Source organism: Streptomyces sp. NPDC027672, assembly GCF_055566335.1.
The window spans coordinates 227,105-247,651 of sequence record NZ_JBVHSO010000007.1; the positions used below are offsets into that span (position 1 = coordinate 227,105).

At 74.0% G+C, this 20,547-nt stretch carries 22 protein-coding genes and 1 riboswitch; of the genes, 10 read left to right on the forward strand and 12 right to left on the reverse strand.

The window, feature by feature from the left end; genetic code table 11:
* Positions 1-47: 47 nt before the first annotated feature.
* Complete coding sequence (locus ACZ4SV_RS19065) at positions 48-104, reverse strand: trp operon leader peptide (protein ID WP_365882961.1); 57 nt, start codon at positions 102-104, stop codon at positions 48-50.
* A 105-nt stretch (positions 105-209) separates the two neighbouring features.
* Here ACZ4SV_RS19065 and ACZ4SV_RS19070 point away from each other — a divergent pair, with 105 nt between their 5' ends.
* A complete protein-coding gene (locus tag ACZ4SV_RS19070) occupies positions 210-1,562 on the forward strand; it encodes a class II 3-deoxy-7-phosphoheptulonate synthase (RefSeq protein ID WP_468005618.1) in 1,353 nt (450 codons plus the stop codon).
* 149 nt (positions 1,563-1,711) lie between these two features.
* Complete coding sequence (locus ACZ4SV_RS19075; RefSeq protein ID WP_468005620.1) at positions 1,712-1,936, forward strand: (2Fe-2S)-binding protein; 225 nt, start codon at positions 1,712-1,714, stop codon at positions 1,934-1,936.
* 13 nt (positions 1,937-1,949) lie between these two features.
* On the opposite strand, the gene bfr is transcribed toward ACZ4SV_RS19075, so the two are convergent.
* Positions 1,950-2,456: a bacterioferritin gene (bfr, locus tag ACZ4SV_RS19080; RefSeq protein ID WP_365882958.1), complete on the reverse strand. Its 507-nt coding sequence runs from the start codon at positions 2,454-2,456 to the stop codon at positions 1,950-1,952.
* A gap of 171 nt (positions 2,457-2,627) precedes the next feature.
* Between bfr and ACZ4SV_RS19085 the strand changes: the two genes are divergently transcribed.
* The gene (locus ACZ4SV_RS19085) at positions 2,628-3,260 is read left to right on the forward strand and encodes a sulfite oxidase-like oxidoreductase (RefSeq protein ID WP_468005623.1); all 633 of its coding nucleotides are present in this window, start codon (positions 2,628-2,630) and stop codon (positions 3,258-3,260) included.
* A gap of 12 nt (positions 3,261-3,272) precedes the next feature.
* Here ACZ4SV_RS19085 and ACZ4SV_RS19090 read toward each other — a convergent pair whose 3' ends face one another.
* The 5 genes from ACZ4SV_RS19090 to thiO all read right to left on the reverse strand — a co-directional run bounded on the left by ACZ4SV_RS19090 (position 3,273) and on the right by thiO (position 8,507).
* Positions 3,273-4,160, reverse strand: a complete 888-nt coding sequence (locus ACZ4SV_RS19090; protein ID WP_468005625.1) for a deoxyribonuclease IV — start codon at positions 4,158-4,160, stop codon at positions 3,273-3,275.
* A gap of 57 nt (positions 4,161-4,217) precedes the next feature.
* Positions 4,218-6,191 (reverse strand): Stk1 family PASTA domain-containing Ser/Thr kinase, encoded by a 1,974-nt coding sequence (gene pknB / locus ACZ4SV_RS19095; RefSeq protein WP_468005627.1) that lies wholly within the window; start codon positions 6,189-6,191, stop codon positions 4,218-4,220.
* A 139-nt stretch (positions 6,192-6,330) separates the two neighbouring features.
* A complete protein-coding gene (locus ACZ4SV_RS19100; RefSeq protein WP_365882761.1) occupies positions 6,331-7,125 on the reverse strand; it encodes a thiazole synthase in 795 nt (264 codons plus the stop codon).
* Positions 7,126-7,128: 3 nt separating this feature from the next.
* On the reverse strand, positions 7,129-7,341 hold the full coding sequence (thiS, locus tag ACZ4SV_RS19105; protein ID WP_365882759.1) for a sulfur carrier protein ThiS: 213 nt from the start codon (positions 7,339-7,341) through the stop codon (positions 7,129-7,131).
* Complete coding sequence (gene thiO, locus ACZ4SV_RS19110) at positions 7,338-8,507, reverse strand: glycine oxidase ThiO (RefSeq protein WP_397980502.1); 1,170 nt, start codon at positions 8,505-8,507, stop codon at positions 7,338-7,340. Before thiO ends, thiS begins: the two co-directional genes overlap by 4 nt.
* A riboswitch (TPP riboswitch) is annotated at positions 8,505-8,615 on the reverse strand. (Overlaps the previous gene by 3 nt.)
* A gap of 53 nt (positions 8,616-8,668) precedes the next feature.
* On the opposite strand from thiO, the gene ACZ4SV_RS19115 reads away from it, so the two are divergent.
* The 6 genes from ACZ4SV_RS19115 (at position 8,669) to ACZ4SV_RS19140 (ending at position 13,534) form a co-directional block, all read left to right on the forward strand.
* Complete coding sequence (locus ACZ4SV_RS19115) at positions 8,669-9,019, forward strand: avidin-fold protein (RefSeq protein WP_365882755.1); 351 nt, start codon at positions 8,669-8,671, stop codon at positions 9,017-9,019.
* Positions 9,020-9,051: 32 nt separating this feature from the next.
* Complete coding sequence (locus ACZ4SV_RS19120; protein ID WP_468005631.1) at positions 9,052-10,284, forward strand: NAD(P)/FAD-dependent oxidoreductase; 1,233 nt, start codon at positions 9,052-9,054, stop codon at positions 10,282-10,284.
* 99 nt (positions 10,285-10,383) lie between these two features.
* The gene (locus ACZ4SV_RS19125) at positions 10,384-10,749 is read left to right on the forward strand and encodes an Rv2175c family DNA-binding protein (RefSeq protein WP_365942126.1); all 366 of its coding nucleotides are present in this window, start codon (positions 10,384-10,386) and stop codon (positions 10,747-10,749) included.
* A 97-nt stretch (positions 10,750-10,846) separates the two neighbouring features.
* Complete coding sequence (thiE, locus tag ACZ4SV_RS19130) at positions 10,847-11,494, forward strand: thiamine phosphate synthase (RefSeq protein ID WP_468005634.1); 648 nt, start codon at positions 10,847-10,849, stop codon at positions 11,492-11,494.
* 109 nt (positions 11,495-11,603) lie between these two features.
* Positions 11,604-12,527, forward strand: a complete 924-nt coding sequence (gene metF, locus ACZ4SV_RS19135; protein WP_365884063.1) for a methylenetetrahydrofolate reductase [NAD(P)H] — start codon at positions 11,604-11,606, stop codon at positions 12,525-12,527.
* A gap of 56 nt (positions 12,528-12,583) precedes the next feature.
* Positions 12,584-13,534, forward strand: coding sequence for a hypothetical protein (locus ACZ4SV_RS19140; protein ID WP_468005636.1), 951 nt, complete (start codon positions 12,584-12,586; stop codon positions 13,532-13,534).
* A gap of 51 nt (positions 13,535-13,585) precedes the next feature.
* Here the strand turns inward: ACZ4SV_RS19140 and ACZ4SV_RS19145 are convergent, their stop codons facing one another.
* From ACZ4SV_RS19145 to ACZ4SV_RS19165, 5 genes are all read right to left on the reverse strand, one after another.
* On the reverse strand, positions 13,586-15,082 hold the full coding sequence (locus ACZ4SV_RS19145; RefSeq protein ID WP_468005638.1) for a phytoene desaturase family protein: 1,497 nt from the start codon (positions 15,080-15,082) through the stop codon (positions 13,586-13,588).
* Positions 15,083-15,140: 58 nt separating this feature from the next.
* Positions 15,141-15,743: a DUF4126 domain-containing protein gene (locus ACZ4SV_RS19150; RefSeq protein WP_468005640.1), complete on the reverse strand. Its 603-nt coding sequence runs from the start codon at positions 15,741-15,743 to the stop codon at positions 15,141-15,143.
* 404 nt (positions 15,744-16,147) lie between these two features.
* Entirely contained in the window at positions 16,148-16,777 is a 630-nt protein-coding gene (locus tag ACZ4SV_RS19155; protein WP_365942224.1) for a TetR/AcrR family transcriptional regulator, read from the reverse strand.
* Between the two features lie 52 nt (positions 16,778-16,829).
* Positions 16,830-18,917, reverse strand: a complete 2,088-nt coding sequence (locus tag ACZ4SV_RS19160; RefSeq protein WP_468005642.1) for a YhgE/Pip family protein — start codon at positions 18,915-18,917, stop codon at positions 16,830-16,832.
* Entirely contained in the window at positions 18,886-19,722 is an 837-nt protein-coding gene (locus ACZ4SV_RS19165) for an ATP-binding cassette domain-containing protein (RefSeq protein ID WP_468005645.1), read from the reverse strand. Before ACZ4SV_RS19165 ends, ACZ4SV_RS19160 begins: the two co-directional genes overlap by 32 nt.
* A gap of 171 nt (positions 19,723-19,893) precedes the next feature.
* Between ACZ4SV_RS19165 and ACZ4SV_RS19170 the strand changes: the two genes are divergently transcribed.
* Positions 19,894-20,472 (forward strand): SAV_6107 family HEPN domain-containing protein, encoded by a 579-nt coding sequence (locus tag ACZ4SV_RS19170; protein ID WP_468005647.1) that lies wholly within the window; start codon positions 19,894-19,896, stop codon positions 20,470-20,472.
* Positions 20,473-20,547 lie beyond the last annotated feature (75 nt).

Sequence of the window (20,547 nt, forward strand, 5' to 3'; positions counted from 1 at the left end):
AAGGCCGCCCCTCGGGCGGCCTTCGCGAAGTCTTGTCGTACGCGCGATCAGCGGGCCGCCGGAGAAGCGGTCCACCACCAGGTCTGGATCGACAGCGCGAACATGCCGGGAACCCTACCGCACCCGCCGGCCGTCCGGCAGGCAGTCAGGCCGTCTCACCCTTCGAGCCGGAGGAAGAACATGGGACACGACCCCGTAATGTTTACGGAGTGACCGTGAACGCTAAGACCAGCCCGAGCGCTGGCAACACCTGGCGACACCTGCCCGCGGCGCAGCAGCCCGAGTACCCCGACCCCGAGGCTCTGCGCGCAGTGATCGCGGACCTCGAGTCGTATCCGCCGCTCGTCTTCGCGGGCGAGTGCGACCAGCTGCGCGCCCGGATGGCGGCCGTCGCCAAGGGAGAGGCGTTCCTTCTCCAGGGCGGCGACTGCGCCGAGGCGTTCGACGCGGTGTCCGCCGACCACATCCGCAACAAGCTGAAGACGCTGCTCCAGATGGGCGCCGTGCTGACCTACGCGGCCTCCGTGCCCGTGGTGAAGGTCGGCCGGATCGCGGGGCAGTACTCCAAGCCGCGCTCCAAGCCGACCGAGACCCGCGACGGTGTGACGCTGCCGGTGTACCGGGGCGACTCCGTCAACGGCTTCGACTTCACCGAGGCCAGCCGCATCCCGAACCCGGAGCGGCTCAAGCAGATGTACCACGCGTCGGCCTCCACGCTGAACCTGGTGCGCGCCTTCACCACCGGCGGCTACGCCGACCTGCACCAGGTGCACGCCTGGAACCAGGACTTCGTGCGCACCTCGCCGTCCGGCCAGCGCTACGAGCAGCTCGCGCGGGAGATCGACAACGCGCTGAACTTCATGCGGGCCTGCGGTACCGACCCGGAGGAGTTCCGGACCGTCGAGTTCTACTCCTCGCACGAGGCGCTGCTGCTGGACTACGAGTCCGCCCTGACCCGGGTCGACTCCCGCACCGGCAAGCTGTACGACGTCTCCGCGCACATGGTGTGGGTCGGCGAGCGCACCCGGCAGCTGGACCACGCGCACATCGAGTTCGCCTCGCGGATCAGCAACCCGATCGGCATCAAGCTGGGCCCGTCCACCACGGCCGAGGAGGCGCTGCGCTACATCGACCGCCTCGACCCCGAGCGGGAGCCGGGCCGGCTGACCTTCATCGTCCGGATGGGCGCCGACAAGATCCGCGACAAGCTGCCCGAGCTGGTCGAGAAGGTCACGGCGTCCGGCGCGACGGTGGCCTGGGTGACCGACCCCATGCACGGCAACACCTTCGAGGCGGCCTCCGGGCACAAGACGCGCCGCTTCGACGACGTGCTGGACGAGGTCAAGGGCTTCTTCGAGGTCCACAAGGAGCTCGGCACCCACCCGGGCGGCATCCATGTGGAGCTGACCGGCGACGACGTCACCGAGTGCGTGGGCGGCGGCGACGAGATCTTCGTGGACGACCTGCACCAGCGTTACGAGACGGCCTGCGACCCGCGGCTGAACCGCAGCCAGTCGCTGGACCTGGCGTTCCTGGTGGCCGAGATGTACCGGGACCAGTGACCGGCCGGCACTGAGTCACCCTGGGGCGCGGATCACACCGGATCCGCGCCCCGGTCACTTCTCCGGGTGCCGGGAATGGGTTAGGTTAGGTTTGCCTCACCGAACAGGGGAGGGCAGTGACCAGCGACCCTCCGGGGAGGTGAACCCGCGTGTACGTCTGCAGTTGTTTCGGCATCACCGAGGACCAGGTCAAGCAGCACGCGGAGAAGGGTGCCTGCACCCCGCGCCAGATCGCCTCCGCCTGCAAGGCCGGCACCGACTGCGGCGGCTGCGTCCGGCGCATCCAGGCCCTGCTCGGCCGCGGCGCCTGCCCCCGCCGGGAGCTGGCCGGCCAGCGCGCCCCGGCGCTCGTACGGCTGGACGACGCGGCCTGACGACGCCGGCCGCTCAGTGGCCGGACAGGCCGCCCGAGGCGTCGGGCTGGCTCTGCTCGATGACGGTCGCCAGATAGAGCGCCTCGCCCAGCTTGTCCACGAGTTCCAGCTGGGTGTCCAGATAGTCGATGTGCTGCTCCTCGTCGGCCAGGATCGCCTCGAAGACGTTGGCCGACGTGATGTCGTCCTTCTCGCGCATCACCTGCACGCCCCGGCGCAGCCGGTCGATGGCCTCGACCTCGATCTGCCGGTCCGCCTGGAACATCTCGGTCACCGTCTGCCCGACCTGCACATGGCCGAGCCGCTGGTAGTTGGGCAGACCGTCGAGGAGCAGGATGCGGTCGGTGAGCACCTCGGCGTGGCGCATCTCGTCGAACGACTCCGCCCGGGTGTACCGGGCCAGCTTGGTCCATCCCTTGTGGTCCTGCAGCTTGGCGTGCAGGAAGTACTGGTTGATCGCGGTCAGCTCGGCGGTCAGCTGTTCGTTGAGCAGTTCGATGACCTCGGGGTCGCCTTGCATCGCTGTGGACTCCTTCCAGAGGGACCCGGCCGATAGCGCCGCATGATTGCACCGACGGAGAAGATCGTCCAGTAAGTGGATACTTAGTAAGTTCGCACCGACTTGTCCGTATATGCCCTTTTCGGAGAGTGATGGTCAAGGGCACTGCCCGAGGTCTGTCAGGATGGATACATGGGTCATCCGGTGGAGCGAGGGTCTGGGGCAGCGGCAGGTTCAGAGCTTCCGCCGGGTCAGCGGCTCCAGCGCGGCTGGCCGGTCACGCACTACGGGCCCGTGCCGAAGTTCCGGCCCGAGCGCTGGGAGTTCCGGGTCTTCGGGGCCACCGCCGACGGTGACAAGCGGACCTGGGACCACGAGGAGTTCACGGCCCTGCCGTACACCACGGTGACGGCCGACCTGCACTGCGTGACGAAGTTCAGCATGGTCGGCGCGGAGTGGGGCGGCGTCCCGGCGAGCGCCGTACTGGAGCTGGCCCCGCCGGCGCCCGACGTCACCCATGTGATGGTCTGGGCGGAGTACGGCTTCAGCTCGAACCTGCGCCTGTCGGACTTCTGCTCCGACCGGACCATCTTCGCCACCCACAAGGACGGCGAGCTGCTCACCGCCGAGCACGGCTTCCCGGTGCGCCTGATCGTCCCGCACCTGTACGCCTGGAAGGGCCCGAAGTGGGTCCGGGGCGTGGAGTACATGACCGCCGACCGCCGCGGCTTCTGGGAGGAGCGCGGCTACCACAACGTCGGCGATCCCTGGCGGGAGCAGCGTTACTCCTACCAGGAGGAGCCCGGGGACGGCCCCGAGCTGTGACTCCGGGCGCCGTCAGGCGTCGCGCAGCTTCTTCAGCCGTTCCACGTCCGCCGCGTGCCCCTCCTTGCCGCCGGGCGTCTCGATGACCAGCGGGACGCCCTCGGTCGCCGGGTGGGTCATGAGCGCCCGGAACGGGTCTTCACCGATGTGGCCGGCGCCGATGTTCTCGTGCCGGTCCTTGTGCGCGCCCGCCACGTCCTTGGAGTCGTTGGCGTGGATCAGCTTCAGCCGGCCCGCGCCGACCGTCTCCACCAGCAGATCCAGCGTCTGGTGCATACCGGCCGGCCCGGTCAGGTCGTGCCCGGCGGCGAAGACATGGCAGGTGTCCAGGCACACGCCCAGCTTCGGGTGGGCGTCCAGCGCCGCGAAGTACGGCCCGAAGTCCCAGGTCCGCGAGCACAGCGAGGCGCCCTGCCCGGCCGTCGACTCCAGCAGCAGGAACGGGTCGTCGTCCTCGGTCAGCTCGTCCAGCAGCGGCAGCAGCCGCTCGCGCACCTGCCGCAGCGCCACCTCCCGCGTCCGGCCGCCGGTCGCGCTGCCGGTGTGCACCACCACACCCAGCGCGCCGATCTCGCGCCCGCGCCGCAGCGAGTGCCGCAGCGACTCCACCGACCGCTCCGCCGTCGCCTCGGTGTGCGAACCGAAGTTGATCAGGTACGGCGCGTGCACGTACACCGGGACCGACTCCTCGGCGCAGGCCGCGCGGAACGCCTCGTCCTGCCGCGGGTTCCCGGCGGGCGTGGCCCAGCCGCGCGGGTTGGCGACGAAGACCTGCACGGCCTCCGCCTGCAGCTCACGGGCGTAGGACAGCCCGACGGAGTGCAGACCGCCGGCCACCGGGACATGGCTGCCGACGGGATTGCGGGGACTGCCGGGGCGGGGGGATCGAACGGGACTCACCCGTTCAGGGTGTCATGTCCGCCCCCGCGCCCGGACCGTGATCACCGGTGAGACCGGTCACCGGATGGTGATCGTGACCGTCGACCCCTTGGGCGCCTTGTCGCCGCCGTCCACCGACTGCTTCTTCACGGTGTCGCCGAACAGTCCGAGCAGCCCGCGGTCCTCGTCCACCTCGAAGCCCGCCGCCTCCAGCGCCTCATGGGCGTCGTCCACGCTGTCCCCGACCACGTCCGGGACCTCGACCAGCTCCGGGCCCTCGGACAGCGTCAGGGTCACCGTGTCGCCCTCGGCCGCCTCGTTGCCCTCCTGAGGGCTCTGCGCGGCGACGGCGCCCTTGTCGTACTCGGAGTGGACCCGCTTGGCGGCGATCCGCACCTTCAGCCCCGCGTCCGTCAGGTCCTGCCGCGCGCTGTCCAGGTCGTCGCCGGTGACGTCGGGCACGTCGACCGGGCTGCCCTTGCTGACGGTCAGCGCGATCGCCGAGCCCGCGTGCCGCTTGGTGCCCGCGTCCGGCGTCGTCCGGACCACCGAGCCGCGCGGCACGTCGTCGCTGAACTCCCGGGTGACCATGCCCGGCTCCAGGCCGTCCGCCTTCAGCCGGGCCCGCGCCTTCGCCAGCGACTGGCCCTCCACGTTCGGCACGTTCACCGTCTCCGGGCCGAGCGACACGGTCAGCGACACCGCGTCGTGGTCGCGTATCCGGGCGCCGGGCGCCGGGTCGGAGCCGATCACCGTGCCCCGCTCGACGGTGTCGCTGTAGGCGTGCTCGACCTCGCCGACGCCGAGCCCGGCCGCCTCCAGCCGGTCCCGCGCCTGGGCCTCCGTCTTCGCCAGCAGTGGCGGCACCTTGGTGAACTGGCCGGAGTTGATGTACCAGACACCGGCGCCCCCGCCCAGCACCACCAGCACGGCCGCGATCAGGGCCAGCACCGCGCGCCGCGGCCGGGCCGGGCGGCGCCGGGGCGGCACGGGCGGGCTCTGCAGCCGGGCCGTGCGGTCGACACCGTCCGCCGCGGCAGTCAGCGGCGGGTTCTCGCCGTCGGCAAGCGGCCCGGACGGGGATTCCACCGCGCCGGCGGAGCGGGGGACGGGGGCGGTCAGCGCGCGCGGGATCACGCTCGTGCGGTCCCCGGCGTTGTCGTGCCGCGCGGCCAGCGCCTGCGGCGGCAGCGTGTCCAGCTCCTCGTCGGTCAGCGCCGGCCGGGCCTGCCGCGCCTGGCCGAGCAGCGCCACCGCGTCCTGCGGCCGGGCGTCCGGGGTGCGCGCGGTGGCCGACGCCACCAGATCGTCCAGCGCGGACGGCAGCCCGGGCACCAGGGCCGAGGGCGGCGGCACGTCCGCGTGCAGGTGCTGGTAGAGCACTTGGGCCGGGGAGTCCCCGGAGTGCGGCTTGGCGCCCGTCAGCATCTCGTACAGCATCACCCCGCACGCGTACACGTCCACGCGCGGGCCGGTCGTGCCCTGCTCGATCTGCTCGGGCGCGAGGTAGGAGACGGTACCGAGCACGGCGCCCGTCGTGCTGGTCACCGTGTCCACGGAGCGCACCAGCCCGAAGTCGGCCACCTTCACCCGGCCGTCGTCGGCTATCAGCACGTTCTCGGGCTTCATGTCGCGGTGCACGAACCCGGCCCGGTGCGCGGCACCGAGCGCGGCGAGCACCGGCTCCAGGATGTCCAGCGCGGCCCGCGGCTGCACGGCGCCGCGCTCGCGCAGCACGTCCCGCAGCGTGCAGCCGGCGATGTACTCCATCGCCAGGTAGACGTACGACCCGTCGGTGCCCTGGTCGAAGACCTGCACCACGTTCGGGTGGTCGAGCCGGGCGACCGACTTGGCCTCCCGGATGAACCGCTCCACGAACGACCCGTCGGCCGCGAGCGCCGGGTGCATCACCTTCAGCGCGAGCACACGGTCCAGACGGGTGTCCAGGGCCCGGTAGACCGTGGCCATCCCGCCCGCCGCGATCCGCGCGTCGACGCGGTAGCGGCCGTCGAGCACCTGCCCGACCAAGGGGTCCTGAAGGGTCGTATCCACGAGAGGCGAGTCTACGAGGCACCGCCCGCGCCCCCGCCCCGCCGGCCGCCCCCGCGGCGGCACTGCAGCCGACCTGTGACGAGCGGCACGCGGGACGAGGGTCACACGGCGGGCTCCGGACCCGCGCGGGAAGGCGCCGTCAGAACGCCGGCCGCTCCGGGTCCAGCCGGGCCAGACCCTCCGCCGGGGAGGACGCCTCCGCGAGGTAGCGCCGCGGGATCCGCCCCGCCAGCCGGGCCAGCCGGCCGCCCTCCACCGCGTGCCGCATCGCCGCGGCCATCCGCTCCGGCTCCTGCGCCCGCGTCACCGCCGACGCCAGCATCACCCCCGCGCAGCCCAGCTCCATCGCCAGCGCCGCGTCGGACGCCGTGCCGGCCCCCGCGTCCAGGATCACCGGCACGCGCGCGTGCTCCACGATGAGCTGGAAGTTGTGCGGATTGCGGATGCCGAGCCCGGAGCCGATCGGCGAGCCGAGCGGCATCACGGCGGCGCACCCGGCGTCCTCCAGCCGGCGCGCGAGCACCGGATCGTCGTTGGTGTACGGCAGCACCGTGAACCCGTCGTCGACCAGCGTCTCCGCCGCTTCCAGCGTCTCCACCGGATCGGGCAGCAGCGTCCGCTCGTCGGCGATCACCTCCAGCTTCACCAGGTCCGTGCCGAGCGCCTCCCGGGCCAGCCGCGCGGTCAGCACGGCCTCGCCGGCCGTGAAACAGCCCGCCGTGTTCGGCAGCACCCGGATGCCGAGCCGTTCCAGCACCGAGAGCACCGAGCCGTGCACGGAAGGGTCCACCCGCCGCATCGCGACGGTCGTCAGCTCCGTGCCGGAGGCGACCAGCGCCCGTTCCAGCACCTCCAGGCTGGGCGCCCCGCCCGTGCCCATGATCAGCCGGGAGGAGAAGGTCAGGTCACCGAGGACCAGCGGATCGTCGGCCATGGCTCAGCCTCCCTGTACGGCGGTGAGGACCTCGACGCGGTCGCCCTCGGCGAGCGCGGTCGCCGCCCACCGCGCGCGCGGGACGACGGTCTCGTTGACGGCGGCGGCCACCCCGCGCGGCGCCGCGGTGAGCGTGCGCACCAGGGCGTCCAGCGCGGTGCCCGGCGCCACGCGGCGGGGTTCGCCGTTGACGGAGATGGTCACGGAGGTGCTCATACGGGCTGCTCCTGCTGTTCCGGGCGGGCGGCACCGAAGCGCCGGGGAGTGAAGGGACGTGCCTCTTCGGGGAGTTCGCCGGTGGTCAGGGTGTGCGCCAGGACGTCCCCGGTGACCGGCGTGAGCAGCACCCCGTTGCGGTGGTGACCGGTGGCCAGCAGCAGCCCGGCCAGGCCGGACGGGCCGAGCAGCGGCGCGTTGTCGGGGGAGCCGGGGCGCAGTCCGGCCCGGGTCTCGGTGAGCGGCAGCTCGGTGATGCCGGGCACCAGCTCGTGGGCGTCGCGCAGCAGCTCGTACACGCCGCCGGCCGTGACCGTCGTGTCCCAGCCCAGCTCCTCGCTGGTGGCGCCGACGACCAGCTCGCCGTTCTCCCGGGGCACCAGATAGACGTGGCCGCCGCGCACCACGGCCCGTACGGTCCGGCTCAGGAACGGCGCGTACCGGGGCGGCACGGCCAGCCGCAGCACCTGCCCCTTGACCGGCCGGACCGGCGGCGACAGCTCCCGCGGCACGCCCGCGAGGCGTCCGCTCAGGCTGCCGGCGGCGAGCACCACCTGCTCCGCGCGCAGCCCGGTGCCGTCCGCCGTGGTGACGCCGGCGGCCCGGTCCGCGACCACGTCCAGGCGCTCCGCCCGGTCGCGGTGGAACACCACACCGGTCCGCTCGCACGCGGCGACCAGGGCCGCGGCCAGCCGGCGCGGGTCGATCTGGTGGTCGCCGTCGACCCGCAGCCCGCCGCGCACCCCGGGCGCCAGCATCGGTTCCAGGCGCCGGCACTCCCGCCCGGACAGCCACTGGGCCGTCAGACCGCAGCGCTGCTGGAGCGCGTGCAGTTCGCGCAGGTGGGCCCGGTCGTCGGCGTCCAGCGCGACGGCGAGGGTGCCGCAGCGCCGGTAGCCGAGGTCGTGGCCGGTCAGCGCGGTCAGCTCGGCGGCGAACTCCGGATAGCGGCGGGCCGACTCCAGGTTCAGCCCGAGCAGCGTCTCCTCGCCGTAGTGCAGCTCGGTGACCGCGGCCAGCATCCCGGCCGCCACCTGGGCGGCGCCGCCCCCGGGCGCGGGGTCCACGACGGCCGTGGCGAGCCCGCGCTGCGCCGCGCGCCAGGCCGTGACCAGGCCGATGATTCCGCCCCCGATGACGAGGACGTCGGACGTACGTGACGACATGGGCGGTGAGCCCCTCCCTTCGCCGGCATGACCCGGATCAGGTTCGTACGGTCGGAGGCCGCGAGCCTCCCTCTCAGCCCGGTCGTCCGGGCTCCCGCGAGTGCTTGTACGGTGGCCACCCTAGCCCGCACCCCTCCTCACCCGTAAGGGAGCCCCGTTCCATGGCCCGGTCGCTCGACGGACTCGCCTTCGCCCCCGTGTCGGACCAGGACCCGGGCCAGGTGGGCACCGCCACCCGGTTCGCGTACCACGAGCGGGACGGCGCCGTCTGGGCCGAGTACGCGGGCGGCGACGTGGTGCGCGGCCATCTGGTCGGCACCCGCGAGGGCGACCGGCTGGACTTCCGGTACGTGCAGCTCAGGACCGACGGGACGACCGCCTCCGGGCACTGCGTGTCCACGGTCGGGGAGCTGCCGGACGGGCGGCTGCGGCTGACGGAGACCTGGGAGTGGGAGTCCGGTCCGGGCGCCGGCACGAGCGTTGTGGAGCAGGTCACCGAGCACGCCCGCTGACTGACGTTCCGTCATGTGTCTAAGGTGACCGGGTGAGCGAGCAGACAGCACAAGAGGGCACGTCACCGGGGCCGCGCGTGGTCGTCGTCGGCGCGGGCATGGCCGGGGTGCAGACCGCCGTGGCCCTGCGGGAACAGGGCTTCCGGGGCCGGGTGACCGTCATCGGCGCCGAGCCCCACCAGCCCTACGACCGGCCGCCGCTGTCCAAGGCGGTCCTGCTCGGCAAGGCCGAGGACTCCGCCTTCGACGTCGACTTCGAGTCCCTCGGGGTCGAACTGCGGCTCGGCTGCGCGGTGCGCGGCCTGCGGGCGGACGCGCGCGAGCTGGACACCGAGGCGGGCCCGGTGCCCTACGACGTCCTGGTCCTCGCCACCGGCGCCGAACCGGTCACGCTGCCCGGCACCGAGGGCGTGCCCGGCGTGCACCTGCTGCGCACCCTGGACGACGCCGGCCGGCTGCGGCCCGTGCTCGCCCGGCAGCACGACGTCGTCGTCGTGGGCGCCGGCTGGATCGGCGCCGAGTTCGCCACCGCCGCCCGCGAGGCCGGCTGCGCGGTGACCGTCGTGGAGGCCGCCGGCCGGCCGCTGGCCGGCGCCCTGCCCGCCGAGGCCGCCGCGCCCATGGCCGCCTGGTACGCCGACGCGGGCGTCGCACTGCGCACCGGCGCGCGCGTGGCGCGGGTCGAGCCCGGCGCGGTGGTGCTCGCCGACGGCACCCGGCTGCCCGCGGGCGCCGTCGTCGTCGGCATCGGCGCCCGTCCCGCCACCGCCTGGCTGGCCGGCTCCGGCGTCGCCCTGGGCGCGCACGGCGAGGTCCTCACCGACGACCGGCTGCGCAGCTCGCTGCCGGACGTGTACGCCGTGGGCGACTGCGCGTCCTTCCCGTCGGCCCGCTACGGCGAACGGCTCCTCGTCCACCACTGGGACAACGCCCTTCAGGGCCCGCGCACGGTCGCCGCGAACATCCTCGGCGAGACCCCCGCGGTCTACGACCCGGTGCCGTACTTCTGGTCGGAGCAGTTCGGCCGGTTCGTGCAGTACGCCGGGCACCACGCCGCGGCCGACCGCCTGGTGTGGCGCGGCGACCCGGCCGGCCCGTCCTGGACGGTCTGCTGGCTGCGCGCGGGCCGCCTGGTCGCCCTGCTGGCCGTGGGCCGGCCCCGGGATCTCGCCCAGGGCCGCCGGCTGATCGAGGCCGGCCGCGCCATGGATCCCAAGGCCCTGTCGGACCCGGCCTGCCCCTTGAAGAACGCCACGGCCGACTGAGCGCCACGGCCGCCCGCGGGGGCGTGACCGGCCACGACGGACCCGCGGACGGCCGACGACACATCGCGGGCGCCCCGGCGGAGCGCCTACGCTAGATCCGTGACCGAGATTGACGCAAAGATCGATGCTCTCGTCCCCGCCTGGCTCACCCTCCCCGACATCGCCGACATGCTCGGCGTCGAGGTGACGCGCGTCCGGCAGCTGGTCAAGGACGGCCAGCTCATCGCCGTACGCCGGGGTGAGAACAGGGCGCTGCACGTCCCCGCCGCCTTCATCGACGGGGACAAGGTCGTCAAGGGCCTGTCCGGGACCCTGACGCTCCTGCGGGACGACGGCTTCACGGTCGAAGAGATGATCGAGTGGCTTTTCACGCCCGACCCGACCCTGCCCGGCACGCCCGCGCAGGCCCTGAGCGAGAATCGCGGCACGGAGGTGAAGCGCCGCGCCCAGGCGCTCGCCGTCTGAGCCGCACCGGGGAGCAGGAGGCGGTGTGCGGGCCGGACGCCCGCACACCGCCGCCGCAGCACCGCCAGGGACACCGACCACGGGGGGACCCACGCACATGACCGACACCGCCCGCGCCGCGCTCGCCGACGCCCGCCTGTACCTCTGCACGGACGCCCGCCGGCGCCAGGGCGACCTGCCCGAGTTCCTGGACGCGGTCCTGGCCGGGGGTGTGGACATCGTGCAACTGCGCGACAAGGGCATGGAGGCCGCCGAGGAGCTGGCGCACCTGGAGGTCTTCGCCGACGCCTGCGCCCGGCACGGCAAGCTGCTCGCGGTCAACGACCGGGCCGACGTGGCCCACGCCGCCGGCGCCGGCGTGCTGCACCTGGGCCAGGGCGACCTGCCCGTCCCCGCGGCCCGCGCGATCCTCGGCGACGGCGTGCTGATCGGCCGCTCCACGCACACGGAGGCCGAGGCCGCCGCCGCGGCCGTCCAAGACGGCGTGGACTACTTCTGCACCGGCCCCTGCTGGCCCACCCCCACCAAGCCCGGCCGCCCCGCGCCCGGCCTCGGCCTGGTCCGCCACACGGCGGCCCTCGGCACCGGCCGCCCCTGGTTCGCCATCGGCGGCATCGACCTCGGCAACCTGGACGAGGTGCTGGACGCGGGCGCCCGCCGGGTGGTCGTGGTCCGCGCGCTCACCGAGGCGGACGACCCGGGCGCTGCGGCGGCCGAGTTCGGCAAGCGGCTGCGGCAGGCTTGATAGCGCCCGGTGGCCGGATCGGTGTCCAAGGGGTGGACACGCGGCCGACAATCCGGGCAATTTCCCAGGTTCGGTTGGGGGACCGCCCACCCCTGGCTAACCTGCCCGTATGGCCCTCGGAACCCCATCCACCAGGACTGATCGCGCACGCACCGTGCGCGACATGCTCGCCACCGGCAAGACGACGTACTCCTTCGAGTTCTCGGCGCCGAAGACTCCCAAGGGCGAGCGGAACCTGTGGAGCGCGCTCCGGCGGGTCGAGGCGGTCGCCCCCGACTTCGTCTCCGTGACCTACGGCGCCGGCGGCTCCACCCGCGCGGGCACCGTCAAGGAGACCCAGCAGATCGTCGCCGACACGACGCTGACCCCGGTTGCCCACCTCACCGCGGTCGACCACTCCATCGCCGAACTGCGCAACATCATCGGCCAGTACGCCGACGCCGGCATCCGCAACATGCTCGCCGTGCGCGGCGACCCGCCCGGCGACCCGATGGGCACCTGGGTCCCGCACCCCAAGGGGCTCACCTACGCGGCCGAACTCGTCCGGCTCATCAAGGAGTCGGGCGACTTCTGCGTGGGCGTGGCCGCGTTCCCGGAGATGCATCCGCGCTCCTCGGACTGGGACACCGACGTCGCGCACTTCGTGGACAAGTGCCGCGCGGGCGCCGACTACGCCATCACACAGATGTTCTTCCAGCCGGAGTCGTATCTGCGGCTGCGCGACCGGGTGGCGGCGGCGGGCTGCGACACCCCGGTGATCCCGGAGATCCTGCCGGTGACCAGCGTGAAGATGCTGGAACGGTTGCCGAAACTGAGCAACGCCCAGGTCCCGGACGCCCTGAAAGAGCGGATCCTGGCGACGCGGGACGATCCGGCGGCGGTACGCTCCATCGGTATCGAGTTCGCCACGGAGTTCTGCGCTCGGCTGCTGGCCGAAGGAGTGCCCGGACTGCACTTCATCACGCTGAACAGTTCCACGGCGACCCTGGAAATCTACGAGAACCTGGGCCTGCACCACCCCCCGCGGGCCTAGACCGGCCGCACCGCGATACGACACACTGCGTAGCGGTCACTGGGAGAGGGGCGTACATGGGCTGGGCGGTCCTCTACATCGCGTTCGGCGGCGTCGCGCTGTGGTTGCTGGGCGAGGTGCTGCTGCAATACAAGGCGCGGCTGCGCTGGCGGCTGCTGGCCTTCGCCGGTTTCGCCGGGGTCGTGGCCGGTGTGCTGTTGCCCTCCGTGATCGTGATCGGGGTCGGCGCGATCGCCTTCGCGGTCGGCCAGACCTATGTGACGCTCTCGTTCCGCCGTGGCTTCGCCTCCGGCTGGGCGGTCAAGCGGCCCGGCCCCGGGACCGGCGGCAGCAAGCGCCGCCGGGGCCGCACGGACCGGCAGACCGCGGCCCCGCAGGACCCCGGGCCCGCCGACGAGCAGGACACCGGCCGGCCGGCCTACGGGCAGGAGACCGGTCACGGCACCGATCACCCGGCCTACGGCCAGGCGCCCGGCGACCACGACGGCTTCGACCGCGCCGACTTCGACCGCGCCGACTTCGACCGCGACGACGTCTTCACGCCGGCCGCCTCCCGTGCGGACGGCACCGCCCCCGCCGAGACAGCCGCCGTCTACGAACCGCTGGTCCTCCCCGAGGACCCCGGCGGCTACACCGGCTACGGCGACACCGCCCAGCAGACCCCGGCCTACGACTACCCCGCCTACGGCCGGCCGCAGGACTACGGCTACGACACCGCCGGCCGGCCGCAGGGGTACGCCAACTACTCCGACCCGTACATCGGCACCCAGTCCTACGGCGGCTACGACCAGGGCTACGGCGAGCAGTACGGCCAGCAGCCCGGCTACGCCCCGGACCCGTACGCCCCCGGCGGCTACCCCGAGACCCCGCCGGGCGGCGTCTGGGTGCCGCAGCAGCGCACCGACGACAGCCACGGCGGCGAACTCCCGCAGGAGCAGCCGTATCCGCAGCCGGACGGACACCGGCCGCAGCCCGGCGCCGGCTACGACGAGCAGTACCGCTTCTGAGCCGTCCGGGCCCCGTCCGCCGGGGCCCGGGCCCCGCTCAGCGGACCCCGCTCACTGGGAGCCGCGGAACTGCGGTCCCTCCACGATCAGCCCGGCCACCAGCGCGCCCGACATCCCGGCGTGCGCCAGTCCGCCGCCCGGGTGGGCCCAGCCGCCGGCCCGGTAGAGCCCGGGCAGCCGCGTGGTGTTCGCCGGGTGCAGGAAGCGGCCCCCGCCGGCGGCGAGCGCGGGCGCGGGCACGGACCCGTCCGGGGCGCCCGTCTCCGCCCCGGCGTCGCCCGGCGCCCGCACCTCGTGCCACAGCAGCCGCTCGCGCAGCCCCGGTATCGCGCGCTCGCCGGCGGCCAGGAGGAGGTCCGTGTACCGCTCGTCCCGGCCGGCGCCCGCGGGCACCACGGCGGACAGCACCGCCGACTCGTGCGCGTCGTCGGGGCGCAGCGCGGGATCACCGGGGCGCAGCACGGTCACCGTCGGCGCGGGCGGCTCGGCACCGCCCGGCGAGGCCAGGAAGTCCCACTCCGCCCCGGCGTCCGCCGGGTGCACGACCGTGCGGTGCGCGGCACCGGGCTCCCGGGCGCCGCGCAGGGCGAGCAGCAGCGTGAACCGGGCGGGCGGCGCGGCCTCCGGGTCGGCCCGCACCTCGCCCTCCCCGTCCAGCGGACGGTCCGTCAGGGCCCGCAGCCGCGCCGGATGCACGCCCGCCACGACATGGTCCGCCTCGGCGGCCGTGCCCCCGGCCAGCTCCACGCCGGCCGCCCGGCCGTCCCGCTCCGTGATCCGGGTGACCTCGGCGCCGAAGACGAACTCCACCCGCCGCGCCAGGCACCGCTCGTACACCGCGCGCGCCAGCTCCCGGAGGCCGCCGCGCACGTACCAGGTGCCGAAGGCGTGCTCCATGTACGCCAGCACGGCCGCGCTCGCCGGGGTGGTGCGGGGATCGAGGCCGTAGGCCAGCGCGTGACTCGTCAGCAGGGCCGTCAGGCGCTCGTCCCGCAGCTCGAAGGCGCCGATCTCGGCCAGCGTCCCGGCCCGGCGGGTGCGCAGCAGCCGCTTGTGCGGGACCGCCGGATACGGCTCCTTCTCGGCCAGCACCCGCCAGTCAGGCCACAGCGGCTCCTCCAGCAGCGGCCGGCGGGTGCGGTCCCAGGCCTCCCGGGCCCGCACCAGGAACGCGCCCCACCGCTCGCCCGCCCCCGCGCCCAGCGCCTCGTCCAGGGCCGCGACGACGCCCGCGCGCGAGGCGTTCGGCAGGGACACCGCGGAGCCGTCCGCGAAGACGTGCCGGGACGAGGGGTCGACCTGGACCAGCCCGACGCACTCCTCCAGCGGTTCCTTCCCGGTCTTGACGAACAGATCGCGGTACACCGCCGGCAGCGTCAGCAGCCCCGGGCCCGTGTCGAAGCGGAAACCCTCCCGCTCGAACCGGCGCACCGCACCGCCGTACGTCTCCGTCCGCTCGTACACCACCACCCGGTGGCCCGCGACGGCCAGCCGGGCGGCGGCCGCCATCGCGCCCATCCCGGCGCCGATCACCGCAATCCGTGCCATGCCCGCGACTTTATCGACCGCCACCGACAACGCGGCCGCCGGGCCGCCGCGCCGCAGGTCAGGGGACTCGCGAGGCGATGCGCCGCTCCTCGCGCCGCTGGGCCCGGCGGCGCAGGAAACGCCGGATGCGCGTGACGAGGAACACCAGGGCCAGCAGCCCGCCGGCCAGCAGGACACCCGAGACGACCGCCGCGGCCAGCGGATGGAACATCGCGAACGCGACGACGGCGCCGACCCCGAGATCCTCGGCGAGGCTCAGCACGATGTTGCTGAACGGCTCGGGCGAGGCGTTGACCGCCATCCGCGTCCCGGCCTTGACGGTGTGGCTGGCCAGCGCCGTCGACCCGCCGAGCACACCGGCCGCCAGCTCGGGGACGGAGCCGCTGTGGCCGGCGAGCAGCGCCCCCACCCAGGCGCCGGCGGCCGGCCGGACCACCGTGTGCACGGAGTCCCAGACCGAGTCGACGTAAGGGATCTTGTCGGCGACGGCCTCGCACAGGAACAGCGCCCCCGCGACGATCAGCACCTCGGGCCGCTGCAACGCCTGCGGCACGTCGTCGCTGATCCCCGTCACGCCGAACAGGCCGAGCAGCAACACCACCGCGTAGGCGTTGACGCCGCTGGCCCAGCCACTGGTGAAGACCAAGGGGAGTACGGACACGCAGGCGATCGTAGCCACCCGGCGGGCGTACGGCCCGGCCCGCGCGCGGACGGCTGAGTACGCGTACTCAGACCGCCGGATGAGTACGCGCGCGGATGGGCCGCCGGCCGCCGGGACGAGAGAGTGGAGCCACGGCAGGGGGCGGGGCCGGCACCGCCGACACGGGGCGGCGGAACCGCGCCCGCCCGCCGGCCGCTCCTTCCGCCGATCCGTCGGCGGAAGCGAGACGGGGGGCCTCGGGGGAAGACCGCCACGGGGGTCCGCAGGGGGAGACCAGGGGGAACCCGTACGGGGGAGAACGGGAAGGACGTACGGGGAGCACGGGGGAGCACGGGGGAGAGAAGAGGCGCCGGTCCGGGAGCGGACCGGCGCCTTCTTCCGTGGGCCGGGAGGTCCCCGGGCGCTCAGACCCTGCCGCTGACCCGTCCCTGGAGCAGCCGGGACAGGGCCGCGTGGACATCGTCCAGGGAGCGCTCCGGCTGGAACGACTTCCAGTCCAGCGCGGCCACCAGCACCATGCCGACCAGCGCCGCCGCCGTCAGCGGGACGTCGATCTCGTCGCTGAACTCGCCGGCCGCCACGCCGTCGCGCAGCACGCCCTCCACCACCGCGACCGCCTCCCGCCGCACCACCATCAGGGTGGACTGCCAGGCCCGGTTGGTGCGCCACAGCTCGGCGACGTACAGCTGGGTGAAGGCCGGGTAGCGGTCGATGAAGACCAGGCCCGCGCGGACCATCGCGTCCAGCGCGTCCACCTTGCCGCCGCCCGCGCGCGCCGTCCGCTCGGCCGCCTCCTTCAGCGAGGCGGTGAGCAGGCCGACGCCGTGCCTCAGCAGCTCCTCGAAGAGGACGGACTTGCTCGCGAAGTTGTAGTACACCGTGCCCTTCGCGACCCCGGCCCGCTCGGCGATCTCGTCCACCGTGGTCGCGGAGAAGCCCTGCTCCGCGATGAGCGTGACGGCCGCCTCGTAGAGCTTCTGCCGGGTGGCCTCGCGGCGCGTGCTGCCGCCGGCCCGAGCGCTGCTGCTTTCCATGGCCCCGATTCTCACAGGTCCGCGCGGGTGCGGGCGCTTCCCCCGGCCCCCGTCACAGGGTCAGCTCCGGATGCAGCCGGGCCGGCGTCCACACCTGGCGGCGGCGGGCCGCGAGGGCGGTCAGCGCCAGGGCGCCGGCGGTGAACGCGGTCAGCACCCCGCACGCCTGCCACACCGGGCCGAGCCCGCCGCCGGTGATCAGCCGGCGCAGCGCCTCCACGATGTAGCTCATCGGCAGGAACGGGTGCACGGCGGCGAAGAAGCCGGGGCTGGTCTGCACCGGATAGGTGCCGCCCGCCGAGGTCAGCTGGAGCATCAGCAGCGCAAGGACCAGGATCCGCCCCGCCGCGCCGAACCGGGCGTTCAGCCACTGCACGAGCGCCGCGAAACAGGCGGTGACCAGGAAGAGGAAACCGAGCGTGCCGGCCGTCCGGAGCATTCGCAGCCCGATCGCCCAGTGCAGCACGGCCATCAGCGCCGTCACCTGGAGCACGCCGACGGCGACCACCGGCAGCCAGCCGGCGCACGCGATCCGCCAGGCGGAGGCGCCGGCCGCGAGGGCCCGCCGGTTGAGCGGCGGGATCAGCATGTAGGCCACCATCGCGCCGACCCACAGGGACAGCGGGATGAAGTAGGGGGCGAACCCGGTGCCGTAGTTCGGCGCCCGGTGCAGGTCCTGGGAGGCGAGCCGGACCGGGTCGGCCATCACGCCGGTGCGCCGGTCGCGGTCCCGCTTGTCGTAGTCCGGGATCTTCCGGGCGCCCGAGTGCAGTCCGCCGGCCAGCTTCCCGGAGCCGTCCGACAGCTTGTACAGGCCGCCGTTCAGGGTCTCGGCGCCCGACTTCGCGGTGCCGATGCCCTGGTCCAGGGCGACCGCGCCGGTGTGCGCGGTGCCGAGCCCGGTGTGCAGCCGCTCGGCGCCGGCGGCGACCTTCCGCGCGCCGGTGTTCAGCGTGTTGATGTCCTTGACGGCGTGGGCGACGTCCTCGGACAGGTGCGGTGCGCGCGCGGCGAGGGCGTCGGCCTGCTTGCGCAGGGCGCCCAGGTTGTCCCGCATGGTCTTCAGGTCGCCGTGCTGGTCGGCGATGAGGGTGTTGAGGTCGTCGGCGACGGTGGCGGTCTCGGCGGCGGCCCGCTCGGCCCGCTTGAGCTGCGGGCAGGCCGGGTCGGGGACGGGCGCCTTCTCGCAGCGCGCCCGGTAGACCTCGTCCAGGACGGCGGCGGAGGCGTGCGCGGCCTTGGCGGTGCCCGGGGCCAGTTTCACCAGCGTCTCCAGGTTGTCCCCGACCGCCTTGGCCGAGTCGGAGACCAGCCGGGCGGTGTCCCCGACGGTCTTCTCGTTGTCCTTCAGGAACGGGCCCGCGTCGGCGTAGACGCCGTTGACCTGGTCGGCGAGCGCCTGGGTGCCGTCGGCGACCTGCCGGGCGCCCTTCTGCAGGTCACCGGAGCCGGTGTCCAGCTTCTTCAGGCCCTTGGCCAGCTCGCCGCTGCCGCTCTTGGCGTCCTTCAGCCCGTCCGCGAGGTCCTTGGAGCCCTTCTCCGCCTTGCCGATACCGCTGTTCAGCTTGTCGGCGCCCGCGGCCGCCGTGACGGTCTGGTCGTGGATGTCGGAGAAGGACACGAAGATCTTGTCCAGGAAGCCCCGGGACGCCTTCGTGGACGCGGCCGAGCGCACCTCGGCGAAGACCGTGCGGGAGATCTGCCCGACGATGTAGTTGTTCGCGTCGTTGGTGCGCACCTGTAGGGCGCCGGCCTCGGGGGAGTCGCCGGAACTGGAGGCGATCCGGCGGCTGAAGTCGGCCGGCAGGGTCAGCGACAGGTAGTAGGTGCCGTCCTCCACGCCCGCGCGGGCCTCCTCGTCGCTCACCTCGTGCCACTCGAAGGTCCGGCTGTCGCGCAGCCCGTCGGTGATGTCGTCGCCGGCGGTGATCCGCTTCCCGCCCGCCGTGGCGCCCCTGTCGTCGTTGACCAGGGCCACCGGGACGCGGTCCAGCCGGCCGTACGGGTCCCAGAAGGACCACAGGTACAGGGCGCCGTACAGCAGGGGCAGCACGAGCAGCGCGACCAGCGCGGCGCGCGGCAGCCGTCCGCGTCCGAAGCGCCTCAGCTCAAGCGCGGCCAGCCTCGGCGAGCGCGTCACCGGCGTCCTCCTTCGGTCCGGTCGGCACGGTCACGCAGTCGCCGGGCGCGGTGCGGCACACGGCCACGACCGTCGTCCCCGCGCGGGCGAGGGACCGCAGCAGGTCCCACATCGCGGTGCGTTCGGTGTCCGACAGCTTCATGTCGACGTCGTCGACGCCGAGCAGCCGGGGCCGGCCGAGCAGCGCGAGCGCGAGGGACAGCCGCGCCTCCTGCGGCCGTTCCAGGTCCCGTACGGCCGTCCGGGAGCCCTTCGGGAGCGTCTCCAGGTCCAGCCGGGCGGCGGCCAGCGCCGCGTCGACGCGCAGCCGGGCCTCGTGGTCGCGCCGGGGCCGCGGGTGCAGCAGCCCGCTCAGGGAGCCGCCGAAGCGGTGCTCCAACAGGGCCCGCTCCCGCAGGTGTTCGCCCACGGTCAGGGCCGGCTCCAGGTCGGTCACGCCGGTCACGTTGGCCACCGCGGACAGGCGGCGCACGGCCGCCATGTGCCGGGGAAGTTTCAACTCGCCGACCGTGGCGACTCCTTCAGTGGGTTTCATCCGCCCCGTGAGGGACAACAGCAGACAGGTGCGGCCGGAGCCGGACGGTCCGTCGAGCGCGATCAGCGAGCCGGGCGCCGCGTCCAGGGTGATGCCGCGGAAGGCCCAGCCCCGCGGCCCCTTGACCCCGAGGCCCTCGGTCCGGACCCCGACGCCGGGGGGATCGTCCGGGTGGTGCGTGTCCTCGGCGCCGTCGGTGTCGTCGGTGTCCTCGGTGTCCTCGGTGACGTCGATGCCCTCGGCGCCGTGCGTACCGGCCGTGTCGTTCACGAGCCCCCCTGCCTGGTGTGCCCCGGTCAGTTGTACTGACTAGTCAGTACAAAAATACGCCCGAACCTACGACCGAGGCAAAAGCCCTGGTCAGAACGGATTGTCAGTGGCATACCTCACGATGGGCACATACGGCATACGTGCCGTCACCCAGACGACAGGAGGTTCGTCATGGCCCACTCGTCCGCAGCCGCCGCACCCCGGCGCCGCGCCACCGGCCCTGCCCCCTCACTGACCGGACCGGCGAGCGACGTGCACCCCGTGCTGCGCCGGGCCACGGCCCCGCCCGCCGCCCTCGACCTGCTCGCCCAGGCCCGTGCCGCACTGGAGGAGGCCACCGTCCTGGAGACCCCCAACGAGCGCTATGCCACGGCCCACCTCGCCGCCCTGCGCACCGCCGCCGCCGTGCTCGCGGCCCGGGGCCGGCCCGAGACCTCCGCGCGCCGCCGGGCCCGGATCCGCAGCGCCTGGGAGGTGCTGCCCGAGATCGCCCCGGAACTGGCCGAGTGGAGCGCGCTGTTCGCCTCCGGCGCCGCCCGCCGCGCCCGCGCCGAGGCCGGCATCCGGGGCGCCGCCGGCCGGCGGGACGCCGACGACCTGATACGGGACGTGGCGATGTTCCTGCGCCTCGTGGAGCGGATGCTCGTCCTCCAGCCGGTCCTGCCCCAGCCCCGCCAGGACACCGGCGGACCCGACGGCCCGGCACCGCGCGCCCCGGCACCGCGCGGCGCACTCCCGGACACCGGCTGAGCGCCCGGCCGGCGCACTCCCGGACACCGGCTGAGCACCCGGCTGCCGCACTGCCCGACACCGGCGGGGTGCCCG